The organism is Streptosporangium sp. G11 (assembly GCF_051192615.1).
Lineage (GTDB): Bacteria > Actinomycetota > Actinomycetes > Streptosporangiales > Streptosporangiaceae > Streptosporangium.
Window position 1 is genome coordinate 73,857 of record NZ_JBPJUQ010000008.1, and the last position, 20,985, is coordinate 94,841.

Sequence of the window (20,985 nt, forward strand, 5' to 3'; positions counted from 1 at the left end):
AAGAACTTTTGGATGACAAATGTCAACTACGGGCGAGGCGGCAGCTCGGGACGCTGGCGGGACGGCCTGGTGGCGGGGTCGGGCGGGGTCGCCGCCGGCCGCTCGTCCAGCGCGGCCAGCGCGAGCCGTACCGCCTCCTCGATCTGCGGGTCCCTCCCCTCCGCCCAGTCGCCGGGGGCGATGTCGACCTCGACATCCGGATCGACGCCGTAGTTCTCCACGCCCCAGCCCAGATCCTCGAACCAGAAGGAGTACTTGGGCACGGTGATGTGCGAGCCGTCGACCAGGCGGTGGGGATCCTCGATGCCGATGACACCACCCCAGGTCCGGGTGCCCACCACCGGCCCGAGCTTGTGGATCTTGAAGGCCGCGGTGACGATGTCGCCGTCGGATCCGGCGTTCTGGTTGGTGATCGCGACCAGCGGGCCGCGCGGCGCGTCCTCGGGGTAGGTGATCGGCGTCATGCCCCTGGGCAGGTCCCAGGCGATGACCCGGCGGATCAGCTTCTCGATGACCAGCTCGGAGGTGTGACCGCCTCGATTTCCCCGTACGTCCACCACGAGTCCCTCGAAGGTCATCTCCCTGCGCAGGTCGCGGTGGAACTGCGCCCAGCCCTCGGCCACCATGTCCGGGATGTGCAGGTAGCCGAGGCGTCCGCCGCCGAGCTCCCTGACTCGCGCCCGGCATCCGGCCACCCAGTGCTGGTAGCGCAGGCGCCGGTCGTCGCGGAGCGGCGTGACGACCACCCGCCGGCCACCGCCCAGGGTCAGCTCGACCGGCTTGTCGGCGGCGCCGACCAGCAACCGCGCGGGCCCCTCGGGCGGCACCGGGCGGCCGTCGACCGCGAGCAGCGCCTCCCCCGGCTGGACGCCCGCCCCGGGACCGGCCAGCGGCGAGCGGGCGTGCACGTCGGAGGACTCGGCGGGCAGCACCCGGTCCACCAGCCAGCGGCCGTCCTCGCCCCTGGACAGGTCGGCGCCGAGCAGCCCGACCGGCTCGGCGGCCGGATAGCCCCAGGGAGCGGCGTCGACATAGGCGTGCGAGCTGCCCAGCTCCCCCATGACCTCCCAGAGCAGGTCGGCGAAGTCGTCGGCGGTGGCGACCCGGTCCACCAGCGGCCGGTACTCCTCCAGCACGGTCTCCCACTCGACGTCGGCCATGTCCTCGACCCAGAAGTCGGCGCGCATCCGGCGGCCCGCCTGGGCGTAGGCGTGCCGCCGCAGCGCCCGGGGGTCGGCGGTGATCCGGATCCTGGACAGGTCGACGGTCGCGTCGTCGCCGTTCTTGCCGCCCGGCTTGCCCACGGCGGGACGGACCGTGAGCGTGCCCTTGTCGCTGACGACGAGCTGCGTGCCGTCACCGCTCACCCGGTACCAGTCGAGCTTGTCGACCACTTCCTCCCACTTGCGCTTGACCAGGTCGTAGCGGTCCAGCGCCGGGCGGGGCGCCTCGCCCCCCACCTCGTCCCTGTCCTCGCCGAGCTCCCCCGCCAGCGGCTCCCGCAGCCAGACGAACCCGCCCTTGACCGCCCGCAGGTCCGAGTAGCGGCCCTCGGGCACCGGCACCCGCACGACCCTGGCGGCGATGCTCTCCAGGTCCACCGTGATCGCGCCGTCGTCCTTCTCGTCGTCGTCGCCGGAACCGGAGCCTGAGTCGGCGGCCCGCCCCGCGGAGCTGGGCGCGAACGGGGACGGCGTGGACGCGGACAGCGGCACCAGGTAGGGCCGGTAGCCGAAGGGGAAGGACATGTCGAAGGAGTGCGCGTCGTAGACCGGGTCGAAGCCGCGCCGCGACAGGAACGCCAGATACTCCCCCGCGAACGCGGGCGAGACGTCCACGAACCGGCCGTCGGTGACGTCGGTCACGACCCGGTCCGCCACCCTGGCCAGCCTGATCCTGCGCAGCTGCGGGCCGTCCGGGTGCGACCAGGCCAGCCAGGCCGAGTCGGGCGACCAGGCGAGGCCCTGGATCTCCCCCTGTGCCCTGACCAGCTCCACGACCTCGCCCGAGGCCACGTCGGCCAGGAGCAGCCGCCCGTCCCTGGCGGTCACCGCGATCGTGTTCCCGTCGGGCGCGACGGCCAGGTCACCGACCTCGCCCAGCGCGCCCGCGGCGATCCTGCGGACCTCCCCGCCCCCCGCGGGGGCGATCTCCAGCCCCTGCGTCTCGCCGTCGTCGAAGACCCACACCACGTGGTCGGCCCCGAGGATACGGGGCCGCCCCGCCGACAGGCCGTCGCTGAGCTGCCGCGCCGGGCCGTCCCTGTGGGTCACCCAGTGCACCGACCCCTGGACCTCCACCGCGCTGGCGCGCCCGGTCGCGTCCACGGCCAGGTCGTGCAGCCGCCTGCCCGCGTTGACCTGGTACGGCTGCCGCCCGCGCAGCGGGGAGCCGAGGGTGACGTCGAGTTTGCGGGCCTCGGCGTCCAGACCGTCCAGCAGATAGAGGTCCCCGGCGTTCTGGTAGACGATCCGGGTCCCGTCGGTGGTGGCGTGCCGGGCGTAGAAGACCTCGTGGTCGGTGTGGCGGCGCAGGCCGCCACCGTCCGGCTCGCAGGAGTAGAGGTTGCCGACGCCCTCGTGGTCGGAGATGAAGACGAGCCGCCCCCCGACGAGCATCGGAGTGGTCAGGTGGCCGTTCAGGTCGGCCAGGATCCGGGTGAAGTCGTCGTCACCGCGCCGCACCCACAGGCGGCCCGCCGTGCCGCCCCGGTAACGCTTCCAGGTCGCCGGGTCGCGGGGAAGCCCCCCGGTGAGCAGCGCCACCGCGTCCTCGGTGACCGACAGGTCGTTGACCGGGCCGTACGGCAACCGCTCGACGCGTCCCTCACCGAGCGCGTAGGCCCAGGTCTGCGAGAGGGACGGCTGGCCGGTCGCGCTGATCGCGAGGACCTCGCCGTCCGGCGTCCAGCCGCGCGTGCGCGTCCGCGCGTCTCCCCAGTAGGTCAGCCGCTCCGTCGAACCGGATTCCAGATCTGCCAGGTAGACCTCGGGAGCGCCGTCGCGGACGCTCGTCCAGGCGACCTTGGTACCGCCGGGCGAGAGGCGAGGGTGGCTCGCGGGGGCCCGATCCGAGGAGAGACGCCATGCCCGGCCGCCGTCCGCCGGGGCCGCCCAGACGTCGTCGTCGGCGACGAAGGTCAGCGTTTCGTGGGAAATGTGAGGGAATCGCAGGTAGAAACCAGAAACCATCGACAAATCATATTGTCCGCTATCAGGTTCATCAGGAGAGTTTTTTGTGCCGATACTCTGAGCCACATGACGCGAGCTGACAGAGACAAACCGGTGGTGCTCTCGAAGATCTACACCCGTACCGGAGACGACGGCACGACCGCGCTCGGCGACATGAGCCGCACCCGCAAGACCGATCCTCGCCTGGCCGCCTACGCGGACGTCGAGGAGGCCAACGCGGCGATCGGCGTCGCCCTCGCCGCGGGGACCCTGGAGGAGGACGTCACCGCCGTCCTCACCCGGATCCAGAACGAGCTGTTCGACGTCGGAGCCGACCTGTGCGCCCCGGTCGTGGACAACCCCGAGTTCCCGCCGCTGCGGGTCGAGCCCTCCTACGTCGACTGGCTGGAGGCGCGCTGCGACGAGTTCAACGAGCGCCTCACGCCGCTGCGCAGCTTCATCCTGCCCGGCGGCACCCCGGCCGTGGCCTGGCTCCACGCCGCCAGGACCGTGGTCCGGCGGGCCGAGCGGACCGTCTGGTCGGCACTGGAGGCCCACGACGACGTCAACCCGCTGACCGCGAGATATCTCAACCGGCTGAGCGACCTGATGTTCATCCTCTGCCGGGTGGCCGCGGACGGCGACGAGATCCTCTGGAAGCCCGGCGGCACCCGCTGAGGAGATGAGGGAGGGTCAGGCGACGTCGAGGTAGGCCCTGGACATGGCCTACTCCAGCCAGGCGGGGAGGGCTCAGGCGACGTCGAGGTAGGCGCTGGGCGGGGCCGACTCCAGCCAGGCGACGAAACCGGTCAGGGCGCGATAACCCATGGCGAGCTCGAAGGCGTCCTGCCCGTTGCGGCACTCCAGCGCCGTCACGCCCTCGATGAACCCGAAGAACTCACCGGACCCGACCTTGCGACGCCCGGAAACGACAAGGCCGCGCCTCACGATGACGTGGCGCGGCCTTGGGAGCAGACCTATGAGCGGGATCCAGTTGAGGTGGCCGTCGGCGTAGCGGGCCACACCGACCCGCCAGCCTCGCTCCTTCGACAGGGAGCGCAGGCAACACAGCACCGATCCCCGGGAGCGGGTCAGTGCCAGAACCCTGATTCCCAGGAGGGCGACGAGCAGCCCCAGCACGATGAGAACATCCACCACCATGTCTGCTCGCCCCCCAAAAGCGCGTACAGCCTAAGAAGCAGAATTTATCCGACTTCTTCCCCGGCCGCGCGCAACCGGGCCTTGGCACGCTTGGCCTCGGCGGCCGCGTCCGCGTCTTCCTGGTTGGCCTCGACCGAAGCCTGAGCCCGCTCCAGCGCGGTCTTCGCCCGTGCGACGTCGACCTCGGAACCCAGCTCGGCCAGCTCGGCCAGAATCGACACCTCGTCGTCGGCCACCGAGAGGAAACCTCCGTGGACGGCGGCGACGAGGTCGGCTTCGCCGTTGCCTCGCTTGATCTTCAGCAGGCCGCCCTCGACGAGAACGCCGAGCACGGGTGCGTGCTTAGGCATGATACCGATCTCGCCGTCGACGGTCTTGGCAATCACCATGTCGGCCTCACCGGACCAGATCTCGCGCTCCGGGGAGACGACGCCTACTCGCAGCTTCGCCACTTTCTCTCCAGTTCCTTATCGAACCAGGCGCCGGCACGGCCGTTGGACCGTACCGGCGCCGAAGGCGACTAGCGGGCGAGTTCCTTGGCCTTGGCCACGGCCTGGTCGATGCCGCCGACCATGAAGAACGCCTGCTCGGGCAGGTGGTCGTAGTCGCCGGCGCACAGGCCCTTGAACGAGGCGATGGTCTCGTCCAGCGGGACGTTCTCACCGGGCTGACCGGTGAACGCCTCGGCGGCGTACATCGGGTGGGACAGGAAGCGCTCGATGCGACGGGCCCGGTTGACGGTGACCTTGTCCTCTTCCGAGAGCTCGTCGATACCGAGGATCGCGATGATGTCCTGCAGTTCCTTGTACTTCTGCAGGATCCGCTTCGTCTCCTGGGCCACGCGGTAGTGCTCCTCGCCGACGATCAGCGGGTCGAGGATCCGCGAGGTGGAGTCGAGCGGGTCCACCGCGGGGTAGATGCCCTTCTCCGAGATCGGCCGCGAGAGAACGGTCTGCGCGTCGAGGTGCGCGAACGCGTTGTGCGGGGCCGGGTCGGTGATGTCGTCCGCGGGGACGTAGATCGCCTGCATGGAGGTGATCGAGTGACCGCGGGTCGAGGTGATGCGCTCCTGAAGGACACCCATCTCGTCGGCCAGGGTCGGCTGGTAACCCACCGCGGACGGCATGCGGCCGAGCAGGGTGGACACCTCGGAACCGGCCTGGGTGAACCGGAAGATGTTGTCGATGAACAGCAGCACGTCCTGCTTCTGGACGTCACGGAAGTACTCCGCCATGGTCAGGGCGGAGAGCGCGACGCGAAGACGGGTGCCCGGGGGCTCGTCCATCTGGCCGAAGACGAGGGCGGTGTCCTTGAGGACGTTCGCCTCCTCCATCTCCAGCCAGAGGTCGTTGCCCTCACGGGTGCGCTCGCCGACCCCGGCGAACACCGAGGTGCCACCGAAGTTGCGGGCGACCCGGCGGATCATCTCCTGGATCAGAACGGTCTTGCCCACGCCCGCGCCGCCGAACAGGCCGATCTTGCCGCCCTGCACGTACGGGGTGAGCAGGTCGATGACCTTGATGCCGGTGGTCAGCATCTCGGTGCGCGACTCGAGCGTGTCGAAGGCGGGCGACGGGCGGTGGATGCCCCAGCGCTCGTTGATCTGGAGCGACGAGGTCTCGACGTCCAGCGACTCACCGAGGGTGCTCCACACGTGGCCCTTGACGACGTCGCCGACGGGGACCGAGATGGCCGCGCCGGTGTCGGTCACCGGGGCGCCACGGGTGAGGCCGTCGGTGGGCTGCATGGAGATGGCGCGAACGAGGTTGTCACCCAGGTGCTGGGCGACCTCCAGGGTCAGGACCTTGGCCTCGCCCTGAAGCTCGACGTCGACCTTGAGGGCATTGTAGATCTCGGGCATCGCCTCGACGGGGAACTCCACGTCGACGACGGGACCGGTGACCCGCGCGACGCGGCCCACGCCGGTCTCAACAGTCTGTGCAGTCATTTCACTCTTTCCCCGCTGCGGAGTCGGCCAGCGCGTTCGCGCCACCGACGATCTCGCTGATTTCCTGGGTGATCTCGGCCTGGCGGACCTGGTTCATCCGCTGGGTGAACACGCGGATGAGCTCGTTGGCGTTGTCGGTGGCCGACTTCATGGCCCGGCGGCGCGAGGCTTCCTCTGAGGCCGCCGACTGGAGCAGCGCGGTGAAGATGCGCGACTCCACGTAGCGCGGCAGCAGCGTGTCGAGGACCTCGCCCGCGGTGGGCTCGAACTCGAAGTACGGCAGCGGCGTGTCGGGCTGCTCCGTGGTCTCCTCGACCACCAGCGGAAGGATCCGCTTGACCACGACCTCCTGCGTCAGCATCGAGACGAACTCGGTGGAGACGATGTGGATCTCGTCGAGCCCCTCCTCGGCCGAGAAGGCCTCGATCAGGGCGCCGGCGATCTTCTTGGCGTCGGAGTAGGCGGGCTTACGGGAGAACCCCGTCCACTGCCCGCCCATCTCACGGTGGCGGAAGGTGTGCCAGGCGACGCCCTTGCGGCCCGTCACGAAGGGCACGGGCTCGACGCCCCTGCCCCGGAGCAGGTTGCCGAGCGCCTCCGCCTCACGCAGGATGTTGGCGTTGAAGCCGCCGCAGAAACCGCTGTCGCTGGTGACGATCAGGACGGCGGCCCTGGTGGGCTGCTCCTTGGCCACCGTCAGCGGGTGGTCGGTGGTGGAGGTGTTGCTGACCACGCCCGTGACGGCGCGAGTGATCTCGCGCTCGTACGGCACCGCGGCCTGCATCCGCTGCTGCGCCTTGACGATGCGCGACGAGGCGATGAGCTCCTGGGCGCGGGTGATCTTCGCCGTGGACTTGACCGACTTGATCCGCCGCCGCAGCAGTCTTAGCTGGGCACCCATCGGCTACTTCTTCTCTGCCGTGCGGACTTGCTTCGTGATCTTCTCCTGGCCGACCTCGCCCTCGCCGAGCGCGGCGACCGGCTCGTCGTTGACCAGGTATTCACCGGAGGAGGTCTCGAAGCTCTTCTTGAACTCGGTGATGGCGTCCTTGAGGGCGGTCACCGTGTCGTCCGGCAGGTCGCGGGTCTCGCGGATGCCGTCGAAGATGCCCTTGTGGTTGCGGCCCAGGTAGTCGAGGAACTCCGTCTCGAAGCGGCGGATGTCCTCGACCGGGACGTCGTCGAGCTGGCCCGTGGTGCCGGCCCAGACCGAGACGACCTGCTTCTCGACCGGGAACGGGCTGTACTGGGCCTGCTTGAGCAGCTCGACCAGGCGCTGGCCGCGCTCCAGCTGGGCACGGGAGGCCGCGTCCAGGTCGGAGGCGAAGGAGGCGAACGCCTCCAGGTCACGGAACTGCGACAGCGACAGGCGCAGCGTGCCGGCGACCTTCTTCATCGCCTTGATCTGCGCGGAGCCGCCGACTCGGGAGACGGAGACACCGACGTTGATGGCCGGACGCACACCCGCGTTGAACAGGTCGGTCTCGAGGAAGCACTGGCCGTCGGTGATGGAGATGACGTTGGTGGGGATGAACGCCGAGACGTCGTTGCCCTTCGTCTCGATGATCGGCAGACCGGTCATCGAGCCGGAACCCATGTCCTTGGACAGCTTCGCGCAACGCTCAAGGAGGCGGGAGTGCAAGTAGAAGACGTCGCCAGGGAAGGCCTCGCGGCCCGGCGGGCGGCGCAGCAGCAGGGAGACGGCGCGGTAGGCGTCGGCCTGCTTGGTCAGGTCGTCGAAGACGATGAGGACGTGCTTGCCCTGGTACATCCAGTGCTGGCCGATGGCCGAGCCGGTGTAGGGCGCGAGGTACTTGTAACCGGCCGGGTCGGACGCCGGAGCGGCGACGATGGTGGTGTACTCCATCGCGCCCGCCTCCTCGAGGCGGCCCTTGACCTGGGCGATCGTGGAGCCCTTCTGGCCGACCGCGACGTAGACGCAGAGAACCTGCTTGTCGGGGTCGCCGGAGAGCCAGTTCTCCCGCTGGTTGAGGATGGTGTCCACGGCGACGGCGGTCTTGCCCGTGCCACGGTCACCGATGATCAGCTGGCGCTGGCCACGGCCGATCGGCGTCATGGCGTCGACCGCCTTGAGACCGGTCTGCAGCGGCTCCTTCACCGGCTGGCGCTGGACCACCGAGGGGGCCTGGAGTTCGAGGGCGCGGAGGCTCTCGGACTCGATGGCGCCCTTGCCGTCCAGGGGGACGCCCAGCGGGTCGACCACTCGGCCGAGGAAGCCGTCGCCGACCGGCACGGACAGGACCTCGCCCGTCCGGCGGACCGACTGGCCCTCCTCGATCTTGCTGAAGTCGCCCAGAACAACGACACCGATCTCCCGGACGTCCAGGTTCAGTGCCAGGCCACGCGTGCCGTCCTCGAACTCAAGCAGTTCGTTCGCCATCGCCGAGGGAAGGCCGGAGACATGGGCGATACCGTCGCCGCAGTCGACGACGGTCCCGATCTCCTCGCGCGCGGCACCTTCCGGCTCGTACGCCTGGACGAAGCGCTCAAGTGCGTCCCGGATCTCGTCCGGCCGGATCGTAAGCTCCGCCATCTCTCTTCAGTCTCCCTATTCGCCTAGCCGGCCAACCGGCGGCGGACTTCTTCGATTCGTCCCGCGATGGTGGTGTCGATGAGATCGTCCCCGATGCGAACCGAGAACCCTCCCAGCACCCGCGGATCCACCTCGACGTTCAGATGAACGTCGCGGCCGTACGAGGTGCGCAGCCACGTGGCGAGACGCTGCTTCTGCCCCTCTGAGAGCGCGACGGCGCTGCGCACCACCGCGACGAGGCGCTGCCGCTGGGCGGCGACCAGCTTGCCGAACTCCTCAAGCCCGCTCTCCAGGCTACGTCCTCGCGGATGCAGCACGGGTTGCGTGACCAGGCGCAGGGTGGTGGGGGCGACCTTCTCGGCCAGGAGGGAGTTCAGAAGCTCCCGCTTGGCCTGCTCGGGTGCCGCCGGCGCCGTCAAGGTCCGGTAAAGCTCCAGGTTCGAGGCGACGATGCGCCCGAACCGGAAAAGCTCGTCCTCGACGTCGTCGAGCCTGCCCTGTGCCTCGGCCTCGGCCGCGGCCGCGATGACGCCGAGGCGCTCCAGGGCGTCGGCCAGGTCACGCGAGCGCGCCCACTTCGCGGACACGGCCGCGGCGACCGTCTCCAGTGCGGCGTCGCTGACCTTGCCCTCCAGCAGCACCCGTACGACCTGCGCCTTCTGGGCCGCGGGGCGGGCGGGGTCGGAGAGGTTGCGGCGGAGCCCGTGTTCGCGATCCAGCAGGTCGGCGACCGAGAAAAGCTCCTCGGCCAGCGTGCCGAGGTCCGCGCTTCCCGCGACGGCGTTGAAGCGCTCTTCGACCTCGGCCAGCGAGGTCCTGCTCAGGCCCCTCATCGGCCGTTCACCGACACTCGCGCGTCACGCCTGGTTCGCCGCGTCATCAGCGGACCGCCGCGCTGCTCGACTCGAGTTCCTCAAGGAACCTGTCGACGGTACGGCGCTGGCGCGTCTCGTCTTCCAGGGACTCGCCGACGATGCGACCGGCCAGCTCGATCGACAGGCGGCCGAGCTCCGTACGGAGCTGGGCGAACGCCTGCTGGCGGTCGGCCTCGATCTGCAGGTGGGCGGCCTCGACCAGGCGGCGGGCCTCGGCCTGAGCCTCCTCGCGGAGTTCGGCCTTGATCTGCGCGCCCTGCTCGCGAGCCTCCTCACGCAGCCGTGAGGCTTCGTGACGGGCCTCGGCGAGCTGGTCCTTGTACTGCTTGAGCAGCGCCTGGGCCTCGGCCTGCGCGTCCTCGGCTCGCTTGATGCCGCCTTCGATCGCATCGGTCCGCTCGACCAGGGTCTTCTGGATGCGCGGGGTGAGGATCTTACCGACGACGAAAAGGACGACGAAGAAGGCGAAGCCGCCGACGACAAGCTCGTAGGTGTGCGGGAGGAGGGGATTAGCCCCCTCCTCCGCCGCCAGGAGCGAAGCTGCCTGAATCATTTGTGCAGCCTTCCGTCAGAGGTTTTCCTGCGTCTTACTGACCGAACATGAACGGCGCGACAAGGCCGATGAGGGCCAGCGCCTCGGTGAGGACGAAGCCGAGCAGCATGTTCTGGCGGATCAGGCCGTAGGCCTCGGGCTGGCGGGCGATGGCCTGCACACCCTGACCGAAGATGATGCCGACGCCGATGCCGGGGCCGATCGCGGCGAGGCCGTAACCAATGGAACCGAGGGAGCCGGTGACCTCAGCGAGGATTCCCATTGCCATGGTGTTGTGTTTCCTTTACAGGTCGGCCGGTGAAAGGTCACCGGTCTGGATATTCGAGGGAGGTCTGTGTGTCTAGTGTTCGGCGTGGAGCGAGTTGCCGATGTACATCGCGGCGAGCATCGCGAAGAGGAACGCCTGCAGGAACTGGATGAACATCTCGAAGCCCGTCATCGCGATCGTCATGATCACACCGATCACGCCGAGCGGAGCGCCCAGCGGGGTGAGCTTCTCGAAGAGGAACCAGAAGCCGACGAGGCTGAAGAAGGCCAGGATGATGTGGCCGGCGAACATGTTGGCGAACAGTCGCACCGCGTGGGTGAAGGGCGCGATGATCATGTTGGAGAGAAGCTCGATCGGGGCCAGCAGCACGTAGATCGGCTTGGGCAACCCCGGGGGGAACATCATGTTCTTGAAGTAGCCGATCGCGCCCTGGTGCTTGACGCCCAGGTAGATCTTCAGGACGTAGACACTGAGGGCCAGCACGATCGGGAAGGCGATGTGCGAGGCCACCGGGAACTGCAGGAAGGGCACGACGCCCATCAGGTTCCAGACCCAGACCAGGAAGAACATGCTGAGCAGCAGGCCCATCCACCGGTCGGCGTCCTTACCGAGGAACGGCCGGGCGACCTGGTCGCGGACGAACATGTAACCCATCTCGCCGACGTTCTGCACGCCCCGAGGCACCAGCTTCGGGTTGCCGAAGGCCGACCAGCAGAAGCCGATGACAATGACCGTGCTCAACAGGGCCAGCAGCACCGGCTTCGTGAACCAGGCGACGCCCGAGACGATCGGGACGGCGTCGAAGAGTTCGAGTCCCGGAGGCGTGAACTCGTCCCCGGGAGCGAGGAGCGTCAGCGTGCTCACGCGGCGTTCCCTTCAGCGTGGTAGTTGATCGAAATGGCTTCGTCAGCGAAGCGACCGCCGCCGGAGGCTAGCGACCGTACTTCCGGTAGACCAAGTAGACGGATAGAGCGACCCCGAGGATCAATCCGATCGGGGTGAAGGCGACCACGCCAGTCCACTTGGACAGCAACCAGCCCGCACCGCCGTACAGGATCATCCCGGAGAGGAGATAGCTGGGAATCGACCAGGCGGCGCTGGCGAAGTCGCGGCCGTCGTCTTCGGGCCGGATTTTCTTTTCGCTCATCGCGGGCATGACGATAGCAGTCGCGGTGAGGACTAGTCATATCGGGCAGGGCCCGAACCGCCAGCGAGATCATACGCCTCATCGCGAATCGCCCTGACCTGGAATCCGGGCGTCGGGGTCGACGTAGAGCATTTTGAGTTTCATGAAGCCGCGCATCTCGCCGACCGTCCAGGCGATCGTGCACGCGATGGCCGCCCACCCGAAGGCCTTGGGCTCGAACGCGGTGGCGTCCTCGAAGGTCTTGAGCAGAGCCATGATCACGAGAATCTTCACCGCGTAGCTCAGCACCGCGGCGGTCATCATCATCATGGGCGACACACGGCTCGCGTACGAGACGGCCACGATGCCGAGGGTGAAGAAGACACCGACGACCACGGTGCCGATCGCGGCTCCGAGCGCCCCCTTGGCTCCGGCCAACAGCGCCGCGACGAGGATCACGATCAGTCCCACCAGCACCGTGGGTATCGCAGCCCCCTTCAGAAGGCGCGCGTCGTTGGCCAGCATCGGCACTCCAAGTGACTGTTATCAAGCGAGCGATTGCTACCTTGCAGGTCTAAGCAGGTTCACCATCTGCTAGTGAAAGCTATCACAAGCTCAACGAAGAGCGCCTTTACCTGCCGTTTCAAGTGAACGATCAAGGAGCCGGGTAAAGCCGCTCAAAGCGGCGTCTCAGGGTTTGAGAAACCCTGCCGGGGAGCGCTGAGTGACAGGTCGGGCCGCACCGGCAGGATGGTCGTGTCGTCGCCGCCCGGACGGGCCCCCGGCGCCTCCGAGGGGTACGGATGGGGCCTGACCCGGCCCGGCGGCTGCTCGCCGGGGCGCGCCTGCCGCCCCGGCCCCTCCGCGGGGCCCGCGGGATCCGTGGGAGCGGCGGGATCGAGCCCGCCACGCCCCTCGGCCCCGCCGAGGTCGCGGCGGGCGCGCCAGCGGGGCAGCGCCATCATCACCAGCACGCCGATGGCGAGCAGCACGGTCAGCGGGAACAGGATGAGCGGGACGCCCTCGATGGACAGCGCCACGACCGCGAAGGCGAACAGGAAGGTCCACGCGTACATGATCATGACGCTGCGGCGGTGCGAGTGGCCGATGTCCAGCAGCCGATGGTGCAGATGGCCCCGGTCGGGTGAGAACGGCGACAGGCCGTTGGACGTGCGCCGGATCACCGCCATGATCAGATCCAGCAGCGGGAGCACCAGGATCGCGACCGGCACGAGGAGGGGAAGGATGACCGGGAAGCGGTTGATGCTGCTGGAGTCGAGCGGCGTGACCAGGATCATCGTGGAGGCGAGGACCAGGCCGATCAGCATCGCCCCCGTGTCGCCCATGAAGATCTTCGCCGGGTGGAAGTTGTGCGGCAGGAAGCCCAGGCAGACCCCGATGAGCACCGAGGCGATGGCCGCCGTCGCGTTGATGCTGGTATCGCCGTAGTCCTTGGACAGGGCCACCGAGTACGTCCACGTGGCCATGGCGGCGATGCCGACGATCCCCGCGGCCAGCCCGTCGAGCCCGTCGACGAAGTTGACGGCGTTGATCATGACGACCACGATCAGGATCGTGATCAGCGGGCTCAGCGTCGAGTCGAGGATGGTCTGCCCGCCCAGCGCGGTCGGCAGCGGGAGCCACGGCAGGCTGACACCGAAGGTGACGAGCACCCCCGCGGCGCCGATCTGCCCGGCGAGCTTGACGAGGGCGTCCATCCCCAGCCAGTCGTCCAGGAAGCCCGTCAGCGTGATCAGGCCACCCGCGGCGATCAGCGCGATCACGGTCTTTCCCTGGCCCTCGGCCAGCTTGCTCCCCGCGTAGGGCAGCTCGGCGGCGATCAGCAGACCGGCGACGAGACCGCCGTACATCGCCAGGCCGCCGAGCCTGGGCGTCGGCGTGGTGTGAACGTCACGATCGCGAACCTCGGGCATGGCACCGATGCGAACGGCGAAAACGCGGACCAGCGGAACCAGCAGGTACGTCACCGCGGCCGCGACGAGTGCCATGAGGAGGTATTCGCGCACGGAACCTAGTTTCGCGGATAGTCCGGCCACCTGTGACCGGAAAACGACACAGAACAGCTCATAGTTCGCTGGGATATATCTGATGGGTTCTCGTCAGCACCGCGACGCGCTCCCGTATCTCACCCGTCGCGTCAGGGTTGCGGATGACCTGTGCCACCATCGAGGCCACTTCCTTCATCTCCTCCGGCCCCATCCCCTGGGTCGTCACGCAGGGGGTGCCGACCCGGATCCCGGACGTCACCGTGGGCGGCTCCGGGTCGTACGGGATCGCGTTGCGGTTCAGCGTGATCCCGGCCGCCTGGCACCGCTGCTCGGCCACCGCGCCGGAGATCCCGACGTCGCGCAGGTCGATCAGCGCCAGATGGCTGTCGGTGCCCCCGGAGACGGGCCGCATGCCCTCGGCGGCCAGCGCGTCGGCCAGCACCTGGGCGTTGGCCACCACCCGGCGCGCGTACTCCGCGAACTCCGGCCGCAGCGCCTCGCCGAACGCCACCGCCTTGGCCGCCACCGCGTGCATGAGCGGGCCGCCCTGCGAGAACGGGAAGACCGCCCGGTCGATCCTGGGCCCCAGCTCCCCCGTGCACATGATCCCGCCGCCCCTCGGACCGCGTAGCGCCTTGTGCGTGGTGAAGGTCACCACGTCCGCGTACGGCACCGCGGACGGCAGGGCCCGCCCGGCCATCAGGCCGACGGTGTGCGCGACGTCGGCGAGCAGCCAGGCGCCCACCTCGTCGGCGATCCCCCGGAAGGCGGCGAAGTCGATCTCCCGGGAGTACGCGGTGGCGCCACAGATGATCATCTTGGGCTGGTGCCGCAGCGCCAGCTCCCTGACCTCGTCGTAGTCGATCAGCTCGGTGTCCCTGCGCACGCCGTAGGCCACGACGTCGAACCAGCGTCCCGAGAAGTTGACCTTGGAGCCGTGCGTGAGGTGGCCGCCGTGCGACAGCTCCATCGCCAGCACGGTGTCGCCCGGCTGGAGCAGGGCCGCGTAGGCCGCCAGGTTCGCCGAGGCGCCGGAATGGGACTGCACGTTGACGTGCTCGGCGCCGAACAGCCGCTTGGCCCGGTCGATCGCGAGCCGCTCGGCCCGGTCGACGACCTCGCATCCGGCGTAGTAACGCCTGCCGGGGTAGCCCTCGGCGTACTTGTTGGTGAGCGTCGAGCCGAGGGCGGCGAGCACGGCGGGCGAGGCGAAGTTCTCACTCGCGATCAGCTGGACGCCCCCGCGGAGCCGGTCGAGCTCGTCGAGAAGCACGCTCGCGATCTCGGGGTCCTCGCGCTGCAGGAGACCGAAATCCGGCCCGTAGTACGGTTCTGCGCCCATGGCTCACACCCCGAAGACGACGACTCACCCCCCACTGTAAGCCCGCCCTCCCCGGTTATCCCACGTCAGGGACGCGCAGCCCCGGGAAGGCGTGTCGCGAAGTGCCGCCGGGGAAAGACCCGCCTCACGAGAACGCGTGCGGGGCTCCGGCGTTGACCGGCACCCACCTCGGCGTGTCGGCCGCCTGGTCGCTGATCGACGTCAGGATCGCCTGCCGGTAGAGGCCCAGACGGGTGCGCCACTCCGTCATGTCCTCGACGTAGCGGCCGGAGACGGGGGCGTCCCAGACGTCCCTGCTCCTGGCGAGCTGGTAGGCCTTGTCCAGGCTGGCGGTCAGCGTGTCGAGCACGGGGAGCACCTGCCTCCACATCATCACCAGCCGCTGGTAGTCGGGGTTGAACTCCCACGACGTGACGGCGTCCGGGGACGGCAGACCGGCGTTGGCCGAGGCCGGAGGGGTCTCCCCCGGCTGCAGCGGCTGCGGTGCGGGTGGATCCACGAACATCACAGGCTCCTCACCCTCGCTGACACGCTCCCTGCCTCCTGCTCACTTGCTCACTGCCTCGTACCCCACCGCCTCGCGCTCCCGGCGCTCACGGTCTCCGGCAGGTCCGGCCTCGCGCCCGCGCCACGACGGTCACCGGCCGCCGCCCGGGGGCGGGATCGGCCGCAGCGGGTCGCCCGGCTCCACGTCGCCCGCCGGGCCGTCGGGCCGGATGTCCATGGGCACCCAGGCGCCCTCCCCCCACGTCTCCCCGTCGGGCACGCTCACACCCGGCATCTCCAGCGGTTCGATCTCGCGGGCGTTGTCGGCGAGCGTCTTGAGCGCGTCGAGGTCGAGCGGCCTCGCCTCGGCGGTGACGACGTCACTGCCGTCGTTCGCCCACCGGGCGGCCGAACCTCCGTCCGCCTGCGCGGCCGGCTCCGCGGCCACACCCCCGGGAGCCGCCCCGGCCGCCTGCCCGGAGACACCCTCGGCGCCCCGCGCCTCACCGGAGACCGCGTCGCCGACGGACGGCACCGGCGCCCCGGCGGGCCGGGTGGCCGCCTCACCCGAGGTCGTGCCCGCCGTCTGGATCGCGGGCTCACCCGAGGCCGTCCCGGCGGGCCGGGGAGTGGGATCCCCCTGCGTCACATCGGCGGGCCGGGGCGCGGCGGGCTCGCCGGAGGTCGTACCGGTGGACTGAGGGGACTGGGTGGACTGAGGGCTGGTGTCGCCGCCGGTGCCCGGCGGCTGGACGGTCTGGTCCGTGGTCGGGCCGGCGGTGTCGAGGAGCGGGTACGCGGGCCTGGCGGAATCGAGCGGGCCGTGCGGCTCGACCCAGCCGGGCTGCCCCGCGGTGCCGGAGACGCCGTCGATCGTGGGCATCTCCAGGGGCGGGATGTCCTCGATGTTCTTCAGCAGCTCGTCGACCTCGGCCGCCGTGGGCGCGTCGAGCGGGATCTGGAGCACCTTCACGCCGTCGACCTCGACGATCCTCGCCTTGGAGTCGCCGCTCTGGTCGATGTCGTCGGGGTGATCCTTCCTGGGGGTGTCGAGGATCTCGCCGCCGGACGAGCCGCCCTCCTGCCTGGGCGAGCGCTCGTCGCCCTTCGAACCGGCGTCGCCCTTGGCGTCGGGGTCGTTCGCGGGCGCGTCGCCCATGGAATCCCCGCGCGGGGTCGTCTCGTCGCCCTTGGAGCCGGTGTCGCCCTTGGCGTCGGGCGCGTTGCCCGTGGAATCGCCGCGCGGGGTCGTCTCGTCGCCCTTGGAACCCGTGTCGCCCTTGGCGTCGGAGTCGTTCACGGGCGCGGTGCCGGTCGAATCCTGCCCGCGCGGCGTCGTGTCGTCCGCGTTGACGATCTCCGGCCGCGTGTCGTCGGCCCTGGGCGGCTCCGGCGCGGGCGTGGAGTCCCCCTGCGGCGTCCCGGGCGCGGGGGTGGTGTCCGGGGTGGGAGCCTCGGGCGTACGCGGGACGTCGGGCGTCTCGCGCGGCGCGGTGTCGACCGGCTGCCCCCCGCCCTGCGGGTTCTCCCCCGGTCCGGGGACCGCGGGCTTCAGATCCTCGACCCTCGGCGTCTCCGGCCGCGCGTCGTCGGCCCTCGGGACGTCCGGCGCGGGCTGGGAATCCTGCCCGGGTGCGCCCTCGGCGTTCGGCGTCCCCGGCACGAGCGCGCCCTCGGTGTTCGGGACCTCCGGGACGCGATCCGGCGCGGGCGCCTCGGGCCGCGTGTCCTCGGCCCCCGGCGCGTCCGGCACGGGCTGGGAATCCGGGGTGTAAGCCTCAGGCTCGGGCACGGAATCGCCCCGCGGGGTCTCCGGCACGGGGTCCTGGCCGGGAGGCTCGGGCCGTGGTTCCTCGGCCCTCGGAGGCTCCGGCGTGGGATCGGGCCTGGGAGCCTCAGGCCGTGGTTCCTCGGCTCTTGGGGGCTCGGGCCGTGGCTCCTCGGCCCTCGGAGGCTCCGGCGTGGGATCGGGCCTGGGAGCCTCGCGCGGTGCGGTCTCGGTCGGCTTGGCGGTCTCTTTGGCCTTCTCCCCCTCGCGAGGGGAGGTCTCGTCGGCTTTCGAACCCGTTTCCGGCTTCCGGTCGTCGGCTCCGGACGCCTCGGGCTTCGGCGTCTCCTTCCGATCGTCCCGATCGTCGCGCGGGGAGGTCTCGTCGCCCTTGGAACCCGCCTCCGGCTTGGCCTCGTCACCCTTCGGGGCGTCGGGCTTGACCTCGGGCTTGGTCTCGGGCTTCGAGGAGTCCTTGGGATCGTCGCGCTGCGTGGTCTCGGCCGACTGGTCGCCGACGCGGGGCTTGTCGTCCGCCCCGACGGCCGGAGTGAGGTCGTCCGCCTTCGGGGTCTCGGGCTTCGCACCGTTCTGCGAGCCCGTCTCGGGCTTCGCGCCGTTCTGAGAGTCCGTGTCCGGCTTGGCTCCCTCGCCCTGGGAACCCGTCTCCGGCTTCGTGTCCCCGGCCTTCGGCTCGGTGGGGGGTGCCGTCGCGTTCTGGTTGACCTTCTTCTCCAGCAGCGCCACGCGGGCGGAGACGTCACGGACCATCACGTCGCACGCGTCGGCGATCTGGACGGGTCTGTGGGTCGACTGGGAGGACAGGCCCGCCCCGCTCATCAGCTGGGTGACCTTGCCCTCGACGTTCCGCATCTGCTCGGCGGCCCGCTGCACCTCGGACAACAGGTCGCGGACCAGCTTGGGGTCCATTCCTTCGAACTTGCCCATGGACGTCTCCCAGGAAGTGTCGGCCCACTTCAAGGTACCGGGGAGACAGCCCGGCGTCACGGTGATAATCAGATGGCATGGATCACGGCATATGCCGTGCATGCGCTGGTCAGTTGTCGGCCTCCGGGCCCGTGTCCGTCGCGACGTAGCCGATCACACCGCGCAGCTTCTCCACGCTGATCGCCCCGCGCCGCAGCAGCCTGGGCACCGCGGTGGTCAGGTCGAGGATCGTCGAGGGGACGTCGCTCTCGCACGGCCCCGCGTCGAGATAGACCGACACCGAGTCACCGAGCTGCTTCTCCGCGTCGGCGGCGGTGGTGGCGGCGGGGGCACCGGAGCGGTTGGCGCTGGAGACGGCCAGCGGGCCGGTCTCCTTGAGCAGGTCCAGGGCGACCGCGTGCAGCGGCATCCGGATGGCGACGGTGCCCTTGGCGTCGCCGAGATCCCACGACAGCGACCGGTTCGCGCGGCAGATCAGCGTGAGCGGGCCCGGCCAGAAGGCGTCGACGAGATCCTGGCCGTACGGGCCGAGGTTCTCCACCAGGGCGTTGGCGGCCCGGACGGTCCCGACCAGCACGGGCACCGGCATGTCACGGCCACGCCCCTTGGCCTCCAGCAGGGCGGTGACCGCGGCGGGCGTGAAGGCGTCGGCGCCGACACCGTAGACGGTGTCGGTCGGGAGCACCACGAGCTCCCCCCGCTGGAGGGCGGACGCGGCCTCGATCAGGCCCGCGGCTCGCTGCTCGGCATTCATGCAGTCATAACGTCGGCTCACGGCGTGCATCCTATTCCTGGCCGAATCTGGCTGTGACGAAGCGGTCCCGGCGTGTCAGATCCTGGCGGCTGCGGACGTCGCGCCAGCCGTTCTCCTCGGAGAAGATCAGATAGACCGGGGTGCCCTGCTGGTCGGCGTGCTCCACGGCGACGAACCCTCCGGGCCGCAGCAGCCGCCTGGCGGTCCTCTCGACCGCCCTGACCTCGTCGAGGCCGTCGCTGCCCGACCCGTACAACGCGCGGTGCGGGTCGTAGTCGCGGACCTCGGGGTCGCGGGGGATCGCGCCCGGCGGGATGTAGGGCGGGTTGGAGATCACCAGGTCGACCTGGCCGTCCAGCTCGGAGAGGGCGTCGGCCAGATCCTCCGGGTGCAGGTGGACGCGGCCCTGGCCGTGCTCGATGATGTTGCGCTTGGCCCAGGTGTAGGCGCCGGGATCGACCTCGACCGCGTGCACGGTGGCCAGCGCGACCTCCTGGGCGATCGACAGCGCGATGGCGGCCGAGCCGGTACCGAGATCCACGACCACGGGCGAGGCGACGTCCATCTCCCGCAGCCGGTCGATCGCCCAGCCCGCCACGATCTCGGTCTCCGGACGCGGGACGAACACGCCGGGCCCGACCTCCAGGGACAGGTAGCGGAAGTAGGCCCGCCCGGTGATGTGCTGGAGCGGCTCGCGGGACTCCCTGCGGGCGACGCCCTCCCAGAACAGGGCGTCGAAGTCGGAGTCCTTCACCATGTGCAGCTCGCCGCGGCGCACGCCGTGCACACACGCGGCGATCTCCTCGGCGTCGGTGCGCGGCGACGGCACACCTGCCTCGGCGAGCCGGGCGGTGGCGAGGGCGATCTCGTCCAGCAGAAAGGTCATGGGCGCGTTCTATGAATGGGCGGCGAGCTTCTCCGCCATCTCGGCGTCGAGCAGGGACTGGATGACGGCCGTGAGATCTCCGTCGAGCACCTGGTCGAGGTTGTAGGCCTTGAAACCGACACGGTGATCGGAGATGCGGTTCTCGGGGAAGTTGTAGGTGCGGATGCGCTCGGAGCGGTCGACCGTGCGGATCTGGGACTTGCGCTCGGCCATGGCGGCGGCGTTGGCCTCCTCCTCGGCGATCGCCTGCAGGCGGGCCCGCAGGATGCGCATGGCCGACTCCTTGTTCTGGAGCTGGCTCTTCTCGTTCTGGCAGGAGGCGACGACACCTGTCGGGACGTGCGTGATCCGCACGGCCGAGTCGGTGGTGTTGACGCTCTGACCGCCGGGACCGCTGGAGCGGAAGACGTCGATGCGGAGATCGTTCGGGTCGATCTGGACGTCGACATCCTCGGCCTCCGGGTAGACGAGCACCCCGGCGGCACTGGTGTGGATGCGCCCCTGGGACTCGGTGACCGGGACCCGCTGGACGCGGTGCACGCCGCCCTCGAACTTGAGCCTCGACCAGACGCCCTCGTCGCCCCTGGCCTTCAGGGCGATCGTGACGTCCTTGTAACCGCCGAGGTCGGAGTGAGTGGCGTCGATCATCTCGGTCTTCCAGCCGATCCGCTCGGCGTACCGCAGATACATCCGAAGGAGGTCTCCGGCGAACAGGGCGGACTCCTCGCCGCCCTCGCCCGCCTTGATCTCCATGATGATGTCCTTGTCATCGTTGGGATCGCGCGGGACGAGCAGGTGCCTGAGCTTGTCCTCCAGCTTGGGAACCCGGGCCTCCAGCTCCTTGGCCTCCTCGGCGAACCCCTCGTCCTCCGACGCCAGCTCCCTCGCCGTGCCGAGGTCGGACTGGACGCCCTCCAGCTCGCGGTAGGTGGTGACGATCGGGGTCAGCTCGGCGTAGCGCCTGCCGAAGGTGCGCGCCTGCTTCTGGTCGGCGTGCACGGAGGGGTCGGCGAGCTTGAGTTCCAGCTCGGCGTACTCACTGAGCAGCTCGTCGAGGTTCACCGTGCGTCCTTCCTTGAAAGCCCTTGTAAGCCTGCCTCATCACCACGAACGCCGACCCGGGCACCCCGCAGGGGG

General features: G+C 69.8%; 20 protein-coding genes. 1 reads left to right on the forward strand and 19 read right to left on the reverse strand.

Annotated features, from left to right (window positions below; translation table 11 throughout):
• Window positions 1–26 precede the first annotated feature (26 nt).
• Window positions 27–3,191 (reverse strand): S41 family peptidase, encoded by a 3,165-nt coding sequence (locus ACSDR0_RS10965; RefSeq protein WP_435288660.1) that lies wholly within the window; start codon window positions 3,189–3,191, stop codon window positions 27–29.
• Between the two features lie 66 nt (window positions 3,192–3,257).
• Between ACSDR0_RS10965 and ACSDR0_RS10970 the strand changes: the two genes are divergently transcribed.
• Window positions 3,258–3,848 (forward strand): cob(I)yrinic acid a,c-diamide adenosyltransferase, encoded by a 591-nt coding sequence (locus tag ACSDR0_RS10970; protein WP_435288661.1) that lies wholly within the window; start codon window positions 3,258–3,260, stop codon window positions 3,846–3,848.
• 72 nt (window positions 3,849–3,920) lie between these two features.
• Here the strand turns inward: ACSDR0_RS10970 and ACSDR0_RS10975 are convergent, their stop codons facing one another.
• The 18 genes from ACSDR0_RS10975 to prfA form a co-directional block, all read right to left on the reverse strand.
• Complete coding sequence (locus tag ACSDR0_RS10975) at window positions 3,921–4,331, reverse strand: DUF2550 domain-containing protein (protein WP_435288662.1); 411 nt, start codon at window positions 4,329–4,331, stop codon at window positions 3,921–3,923.
• Between the two features lie 44 nt (window positions 4,332–4,375).
• The gene (locus ACSDR0_RS10980) at window positions 4,376–4,783 is read right to left on the reverse strand and encodes a F0F1 ATP synthase subunit epsilon (RefSeq protein ID WP_435288663.1); all 408 of its coding nucleotides are present in this window, start codon (window positions 4,781–4,783) and stop codon (window positions 4,376–4,378) included.
• A gap of 68 nt (window positions 4,784–4,851) precedes the next feature.
• A complete protein-coding gene (gene atpD / locus ACSDR0_RS10985; RefSeq protein WP_350973502.1) occupies window positions 4,852–6,279 on the reverse strand; it encodes a F0F1 ATP synthase subunit beta in 1,428 nt (475 codons plus the stop codon).
• Between the two features lies 1 nt (window position 6,280).
• Window positions 6,281–7,180, reverse strand: a complete 900-nt coding sequence (locus tag ACSDR0_RS10990; RefSeq protein ID WP_435288664.1) for a F0F1 ATP synthase subunit gamma — start codon at window positions 7,178–7,180, stop codon at window positions 6,281–6,283.
• 3 nt (window positions 7,181–7,183) lie between these two features.
• The gene (gene atpA / locus ACSDR0_RS10995; protein WP_435288665.1) at window positions 7,184–8,833 is read right to left on the reverse strand and encodes a F0F1 ATP synthase subunit alpha; all 1,650 of its coding nucleotides are present in this window, start codon (window positions 8,831–8,833) and stop codon (window positions 7,184–7,186) included.
• 23 nt (window positions 8,834–8,856) lie between these two features.
• Complete coding sequence (locus ACSDR0_RS11000) at window positions 8,857–9,666, reverse strand: F0F1 ATP synthase subunit delta (RefSeq protein ID WP_435288666.1); 810 nt, start codon at window positions 9,664–9,666, stop codon at window positions 8,857–8,859.
• Window positions 9,667–9,712: 46 nt separating this feature from the next.
• On the reverse strand, window positions 9,713–10,261 hold the full coding sequence (locus tag ACSDR0_RS11005) for a F0F1 ATP synthase subunit B (protein WP_435288667.1): 549 nt from the start codon (window positions 10,259–10,261) through the stop codon (window positions 9,713–9,715).
• A 34-nt stretch (window positions 10,262–10,295) separates the two neighbouring features.
• Complete coding sequence (gene atpE / locus ACSDR0_RS11010) at window positions 10,296–10,523, reverse strand: ATP synthase F0 subunit C (protein WP_030906562.1); 228 nt, start codon at window positions 10,521–10,523, stop codon at window positions 10,296–10,298.
• Between the two features lie 78 nt (window positions 10,524–10,601).
• Entirely contained in the window at window positions 10,602–11,393 is a 792-nt protein-coding gene (gene atpB, locus ACSDR0_RS11015) for a F0F1 ATP synthase subunit A (protein ID WP_435288668.1), read from the reverse strand.
• 67 nt (window positions 11,394–11,460) lie between these two features.
• On the reverse strand, window positions 11,461–11,676 hold the full coding sequence (locus ACSDR0_RS11020; protein WP_350973492.1) for an AtpZ/AtpI family protein: 216 nt from the start codon (window positions 11,674–11,676) through the stop codon (window positions 11,461–11,463).
• A gap of 78 nt (window positions 11,677–11,754) precedes the next feature.
• Complete coding sequence (locus ACSDR0_RS11025; protein WP_435288669.1) at window positions 11,755–12,180, reverse strand: hypothetical protein; 426 nt, start codon at window positions 12,178–12,180, stop codon at window positions 11,755–11,757.
• Window positions 12,181–12,332: 152 nt separating this feature from the next.
• On the reverse strand, window positions 12,333–13,682 hold the full coding sequence (locus ACSDR0_RS11030) for a glycosyltransferase family 4 protein (protein ID WP_435288670.1): 1,350 nt from the start codon (window positions 13,680–13,682) through the stop codon (window positions 12,333–12,335).
• Between the two features lie 58 nt (window positions 13,683–13,740).
• Complete coding sequence (glyA, locus tag ACSDR0_RS11035) at window positions 13,741–15,006, reverse strand: serine hydroxymethyltransferase (protein ID WP_435288671.1); 1,266 nt, start codon at window positions 15,004–15,006, stop codon at window positions 13,741–13,743.
• A gap of 124 nt (window positions 15,007–15,130) precedes the next feature.
• Window positions 15,131–15,511 (reverse strand): hypothetical protein, encoded by a 381-nt coding sequence (locus ACSDR0_RS11040; RefSeq protein ID WP_435288672.1) that lies wholly within the window; start codon window positions 15,509–15,511, stop codon window positions 15,131–15,133.
• Window positions 15,512–15,643: 132 nt separating this feature from the next.
• Window positions 15,644–18,208: a hypothetical protein gene (locus ACSDR0_RS11045; protein WP_435288673.1), complete on the reverse strand. Its 2,565-nt coding sequence runs from the start codon at window positions 18,206–18,208 to the stop codon at window positions 15,644–15,646.
• Window positions 18,209–18,317: 109 nt separating this feature from the next.
• Window positions 18,318–18,983: an L-threonylcarbamoyladenylate synthase gene (locus ACSDR0_RS11050; RefSeq protein ID WP_435288674.1), complete on the reverse strand. Its 666-nt coding sequence runs from the start codon at window positions 18,981–18,983 to the stop codon at window positions 18,318–18,320.
• 10 nt (window positions 18,984–18,993) lie between these two features.
• The gene (gene prmC, locus ACSDR0_RS11055) at window positions 18,994–19,848 is read right to left on the reverse strand and encodes a peptide chain release factor N(5)-glutamine methyltransferase (RefSeq protein ID WP_435288675.1); all 855 of its coding nucleotides are present in this window, start codon (window positions 19,846–19,848) and stop codon (window positions 18,994–18,996) included.
• A gap of 9 nt (window positions 19,849–19,857) precedes the next feature.
• Entirely contained in the window at window positions 19,858–20,910 is a 1,053-nt protein-coding gene (prfA, locus tag ACSDR0_RS11060; RefSeq protein WP_435288676.1) for a peptide chain release factor 1, read from the reverse strand.
• Window positions 20,911–20,985 lie beyond the last annotated feature (75 nt).

What these genes read in the sequence shown, in the direction of transcription:
- atpA (WP_435288665.1), bottom strand. Translation starts at nt 8,833, where the DNA reads ATGGCGGAGCTTACGATCCGGCCGGACGAGATCCGGGACGCACTTGAG.
- ACSDR0_RS10970 (WP_435288661.1), top strand. Translation starts at nt 3,258, where the DNA reads ATGACGCGAGCTGACAGAGACAAACCGGTGGTGCTCTCGAAGATCTAC.
- ACSDR0_RS11025 (WP_435288669.1), bottom strand. Translation starts at nt 12,180, where the DNA reads ATGCTGGCCAACGACGCGCGCCTTCTGAAGGGGGCTGCGATACCCACG.
- ACSDR0_RS10975 (WP_435288662.1), bottom strand. Translation starts at nt 4,331, where the DNA reads ATGGTGGTGGATGTTCTCATCGTGCTGGGGCTGCTCGTCGCCCTCCTG.
- ACSDR0_RS11020 (WP_350973492.1), bottom strand. Translation starts at nt 11,676, where the DNA reads ATGAGCGAAAAGAAAATCCGGCCCGAAGACGACGGCCGCGACTTCGCC.
- ACSDR0_RS11040 (WP_435288672.1), bottom strand. Translation starts at nt 15,511, where the DNA reads ATGTTCGTGGATCCACCCGCACCGCAGCCGCTGCAGCCGGGGGAGACC.
- ACSDR0_RS11005 (WP_435288667.1), bottom strand. Translation starts at nt 10,261, where the DNA reads ATGATTCAGGCAGCTTCGCTCCTGGCGGCGGAGGAGGGGGCTAATCCC.
- prmC (WP_435288675.1), bottom strand. Translation starts at nt 19,848, where the DNA reads ATGACCTTTCTGCTGGACGAGATCGCCCTCGCCACCGCCCGGCTCGCC.
- ACSDR0_RS10965 (WP_435288660.1), bottom strand. Translation starts at nt 3,191, where the DNA reads ATGGTTTCTGGTTTCTACCTGCGATTCCCTCACATTTCCCACGAAACG.
- atpE (WP_030906562.1), bottom strand. Translation starts at nt 10,523, where the DNA reads ATGGGAATCCTCGCTGAGGTCACCGGCTCCCTCGGTTCCATTGGTTAC.
- ACSDR0_RS10990 (WP_435288664.1), bottom strand. Translation starts at nt 7,180, where the DNA reads ATGGGTGCCCAGCTAAGACTGCTGCGGCGGCGGATCAAGTCGGTCAAG.
- ACSDR0_RS11000 (WP_435288666.1), bottom strand. Translation starts at nt 9,666, where the DNA reads ATGAGGGGCCTGAGCAGGACCTCGCTGGCCGAGGTCGAAGAGCGCTTC.
- glyA (WP_435288671.1), bottom strand. Translation starts at nt 15,006, where the DNA reads ATGGGCGCAGAACCGTACTACGGGCCGGATTTCGGTCTCCTGCAGCGC.
- atpD (WP_350973502.1), bottom strand. Translation starts at nt 6,279, where the DNA reads ATGACTGCACAGACTGTTGAGACCGGCGTGGGCCGCGTCGCGCGGGTC.
- ACSDR0_RS11045 (WP_435288673.1), bottom strand. Translation starts at nt 18,208, where the DNA reads ATGGGCAAGTTCGAAGGAATGGACCCCAAGCTGGTCCGCGACCTGTTG.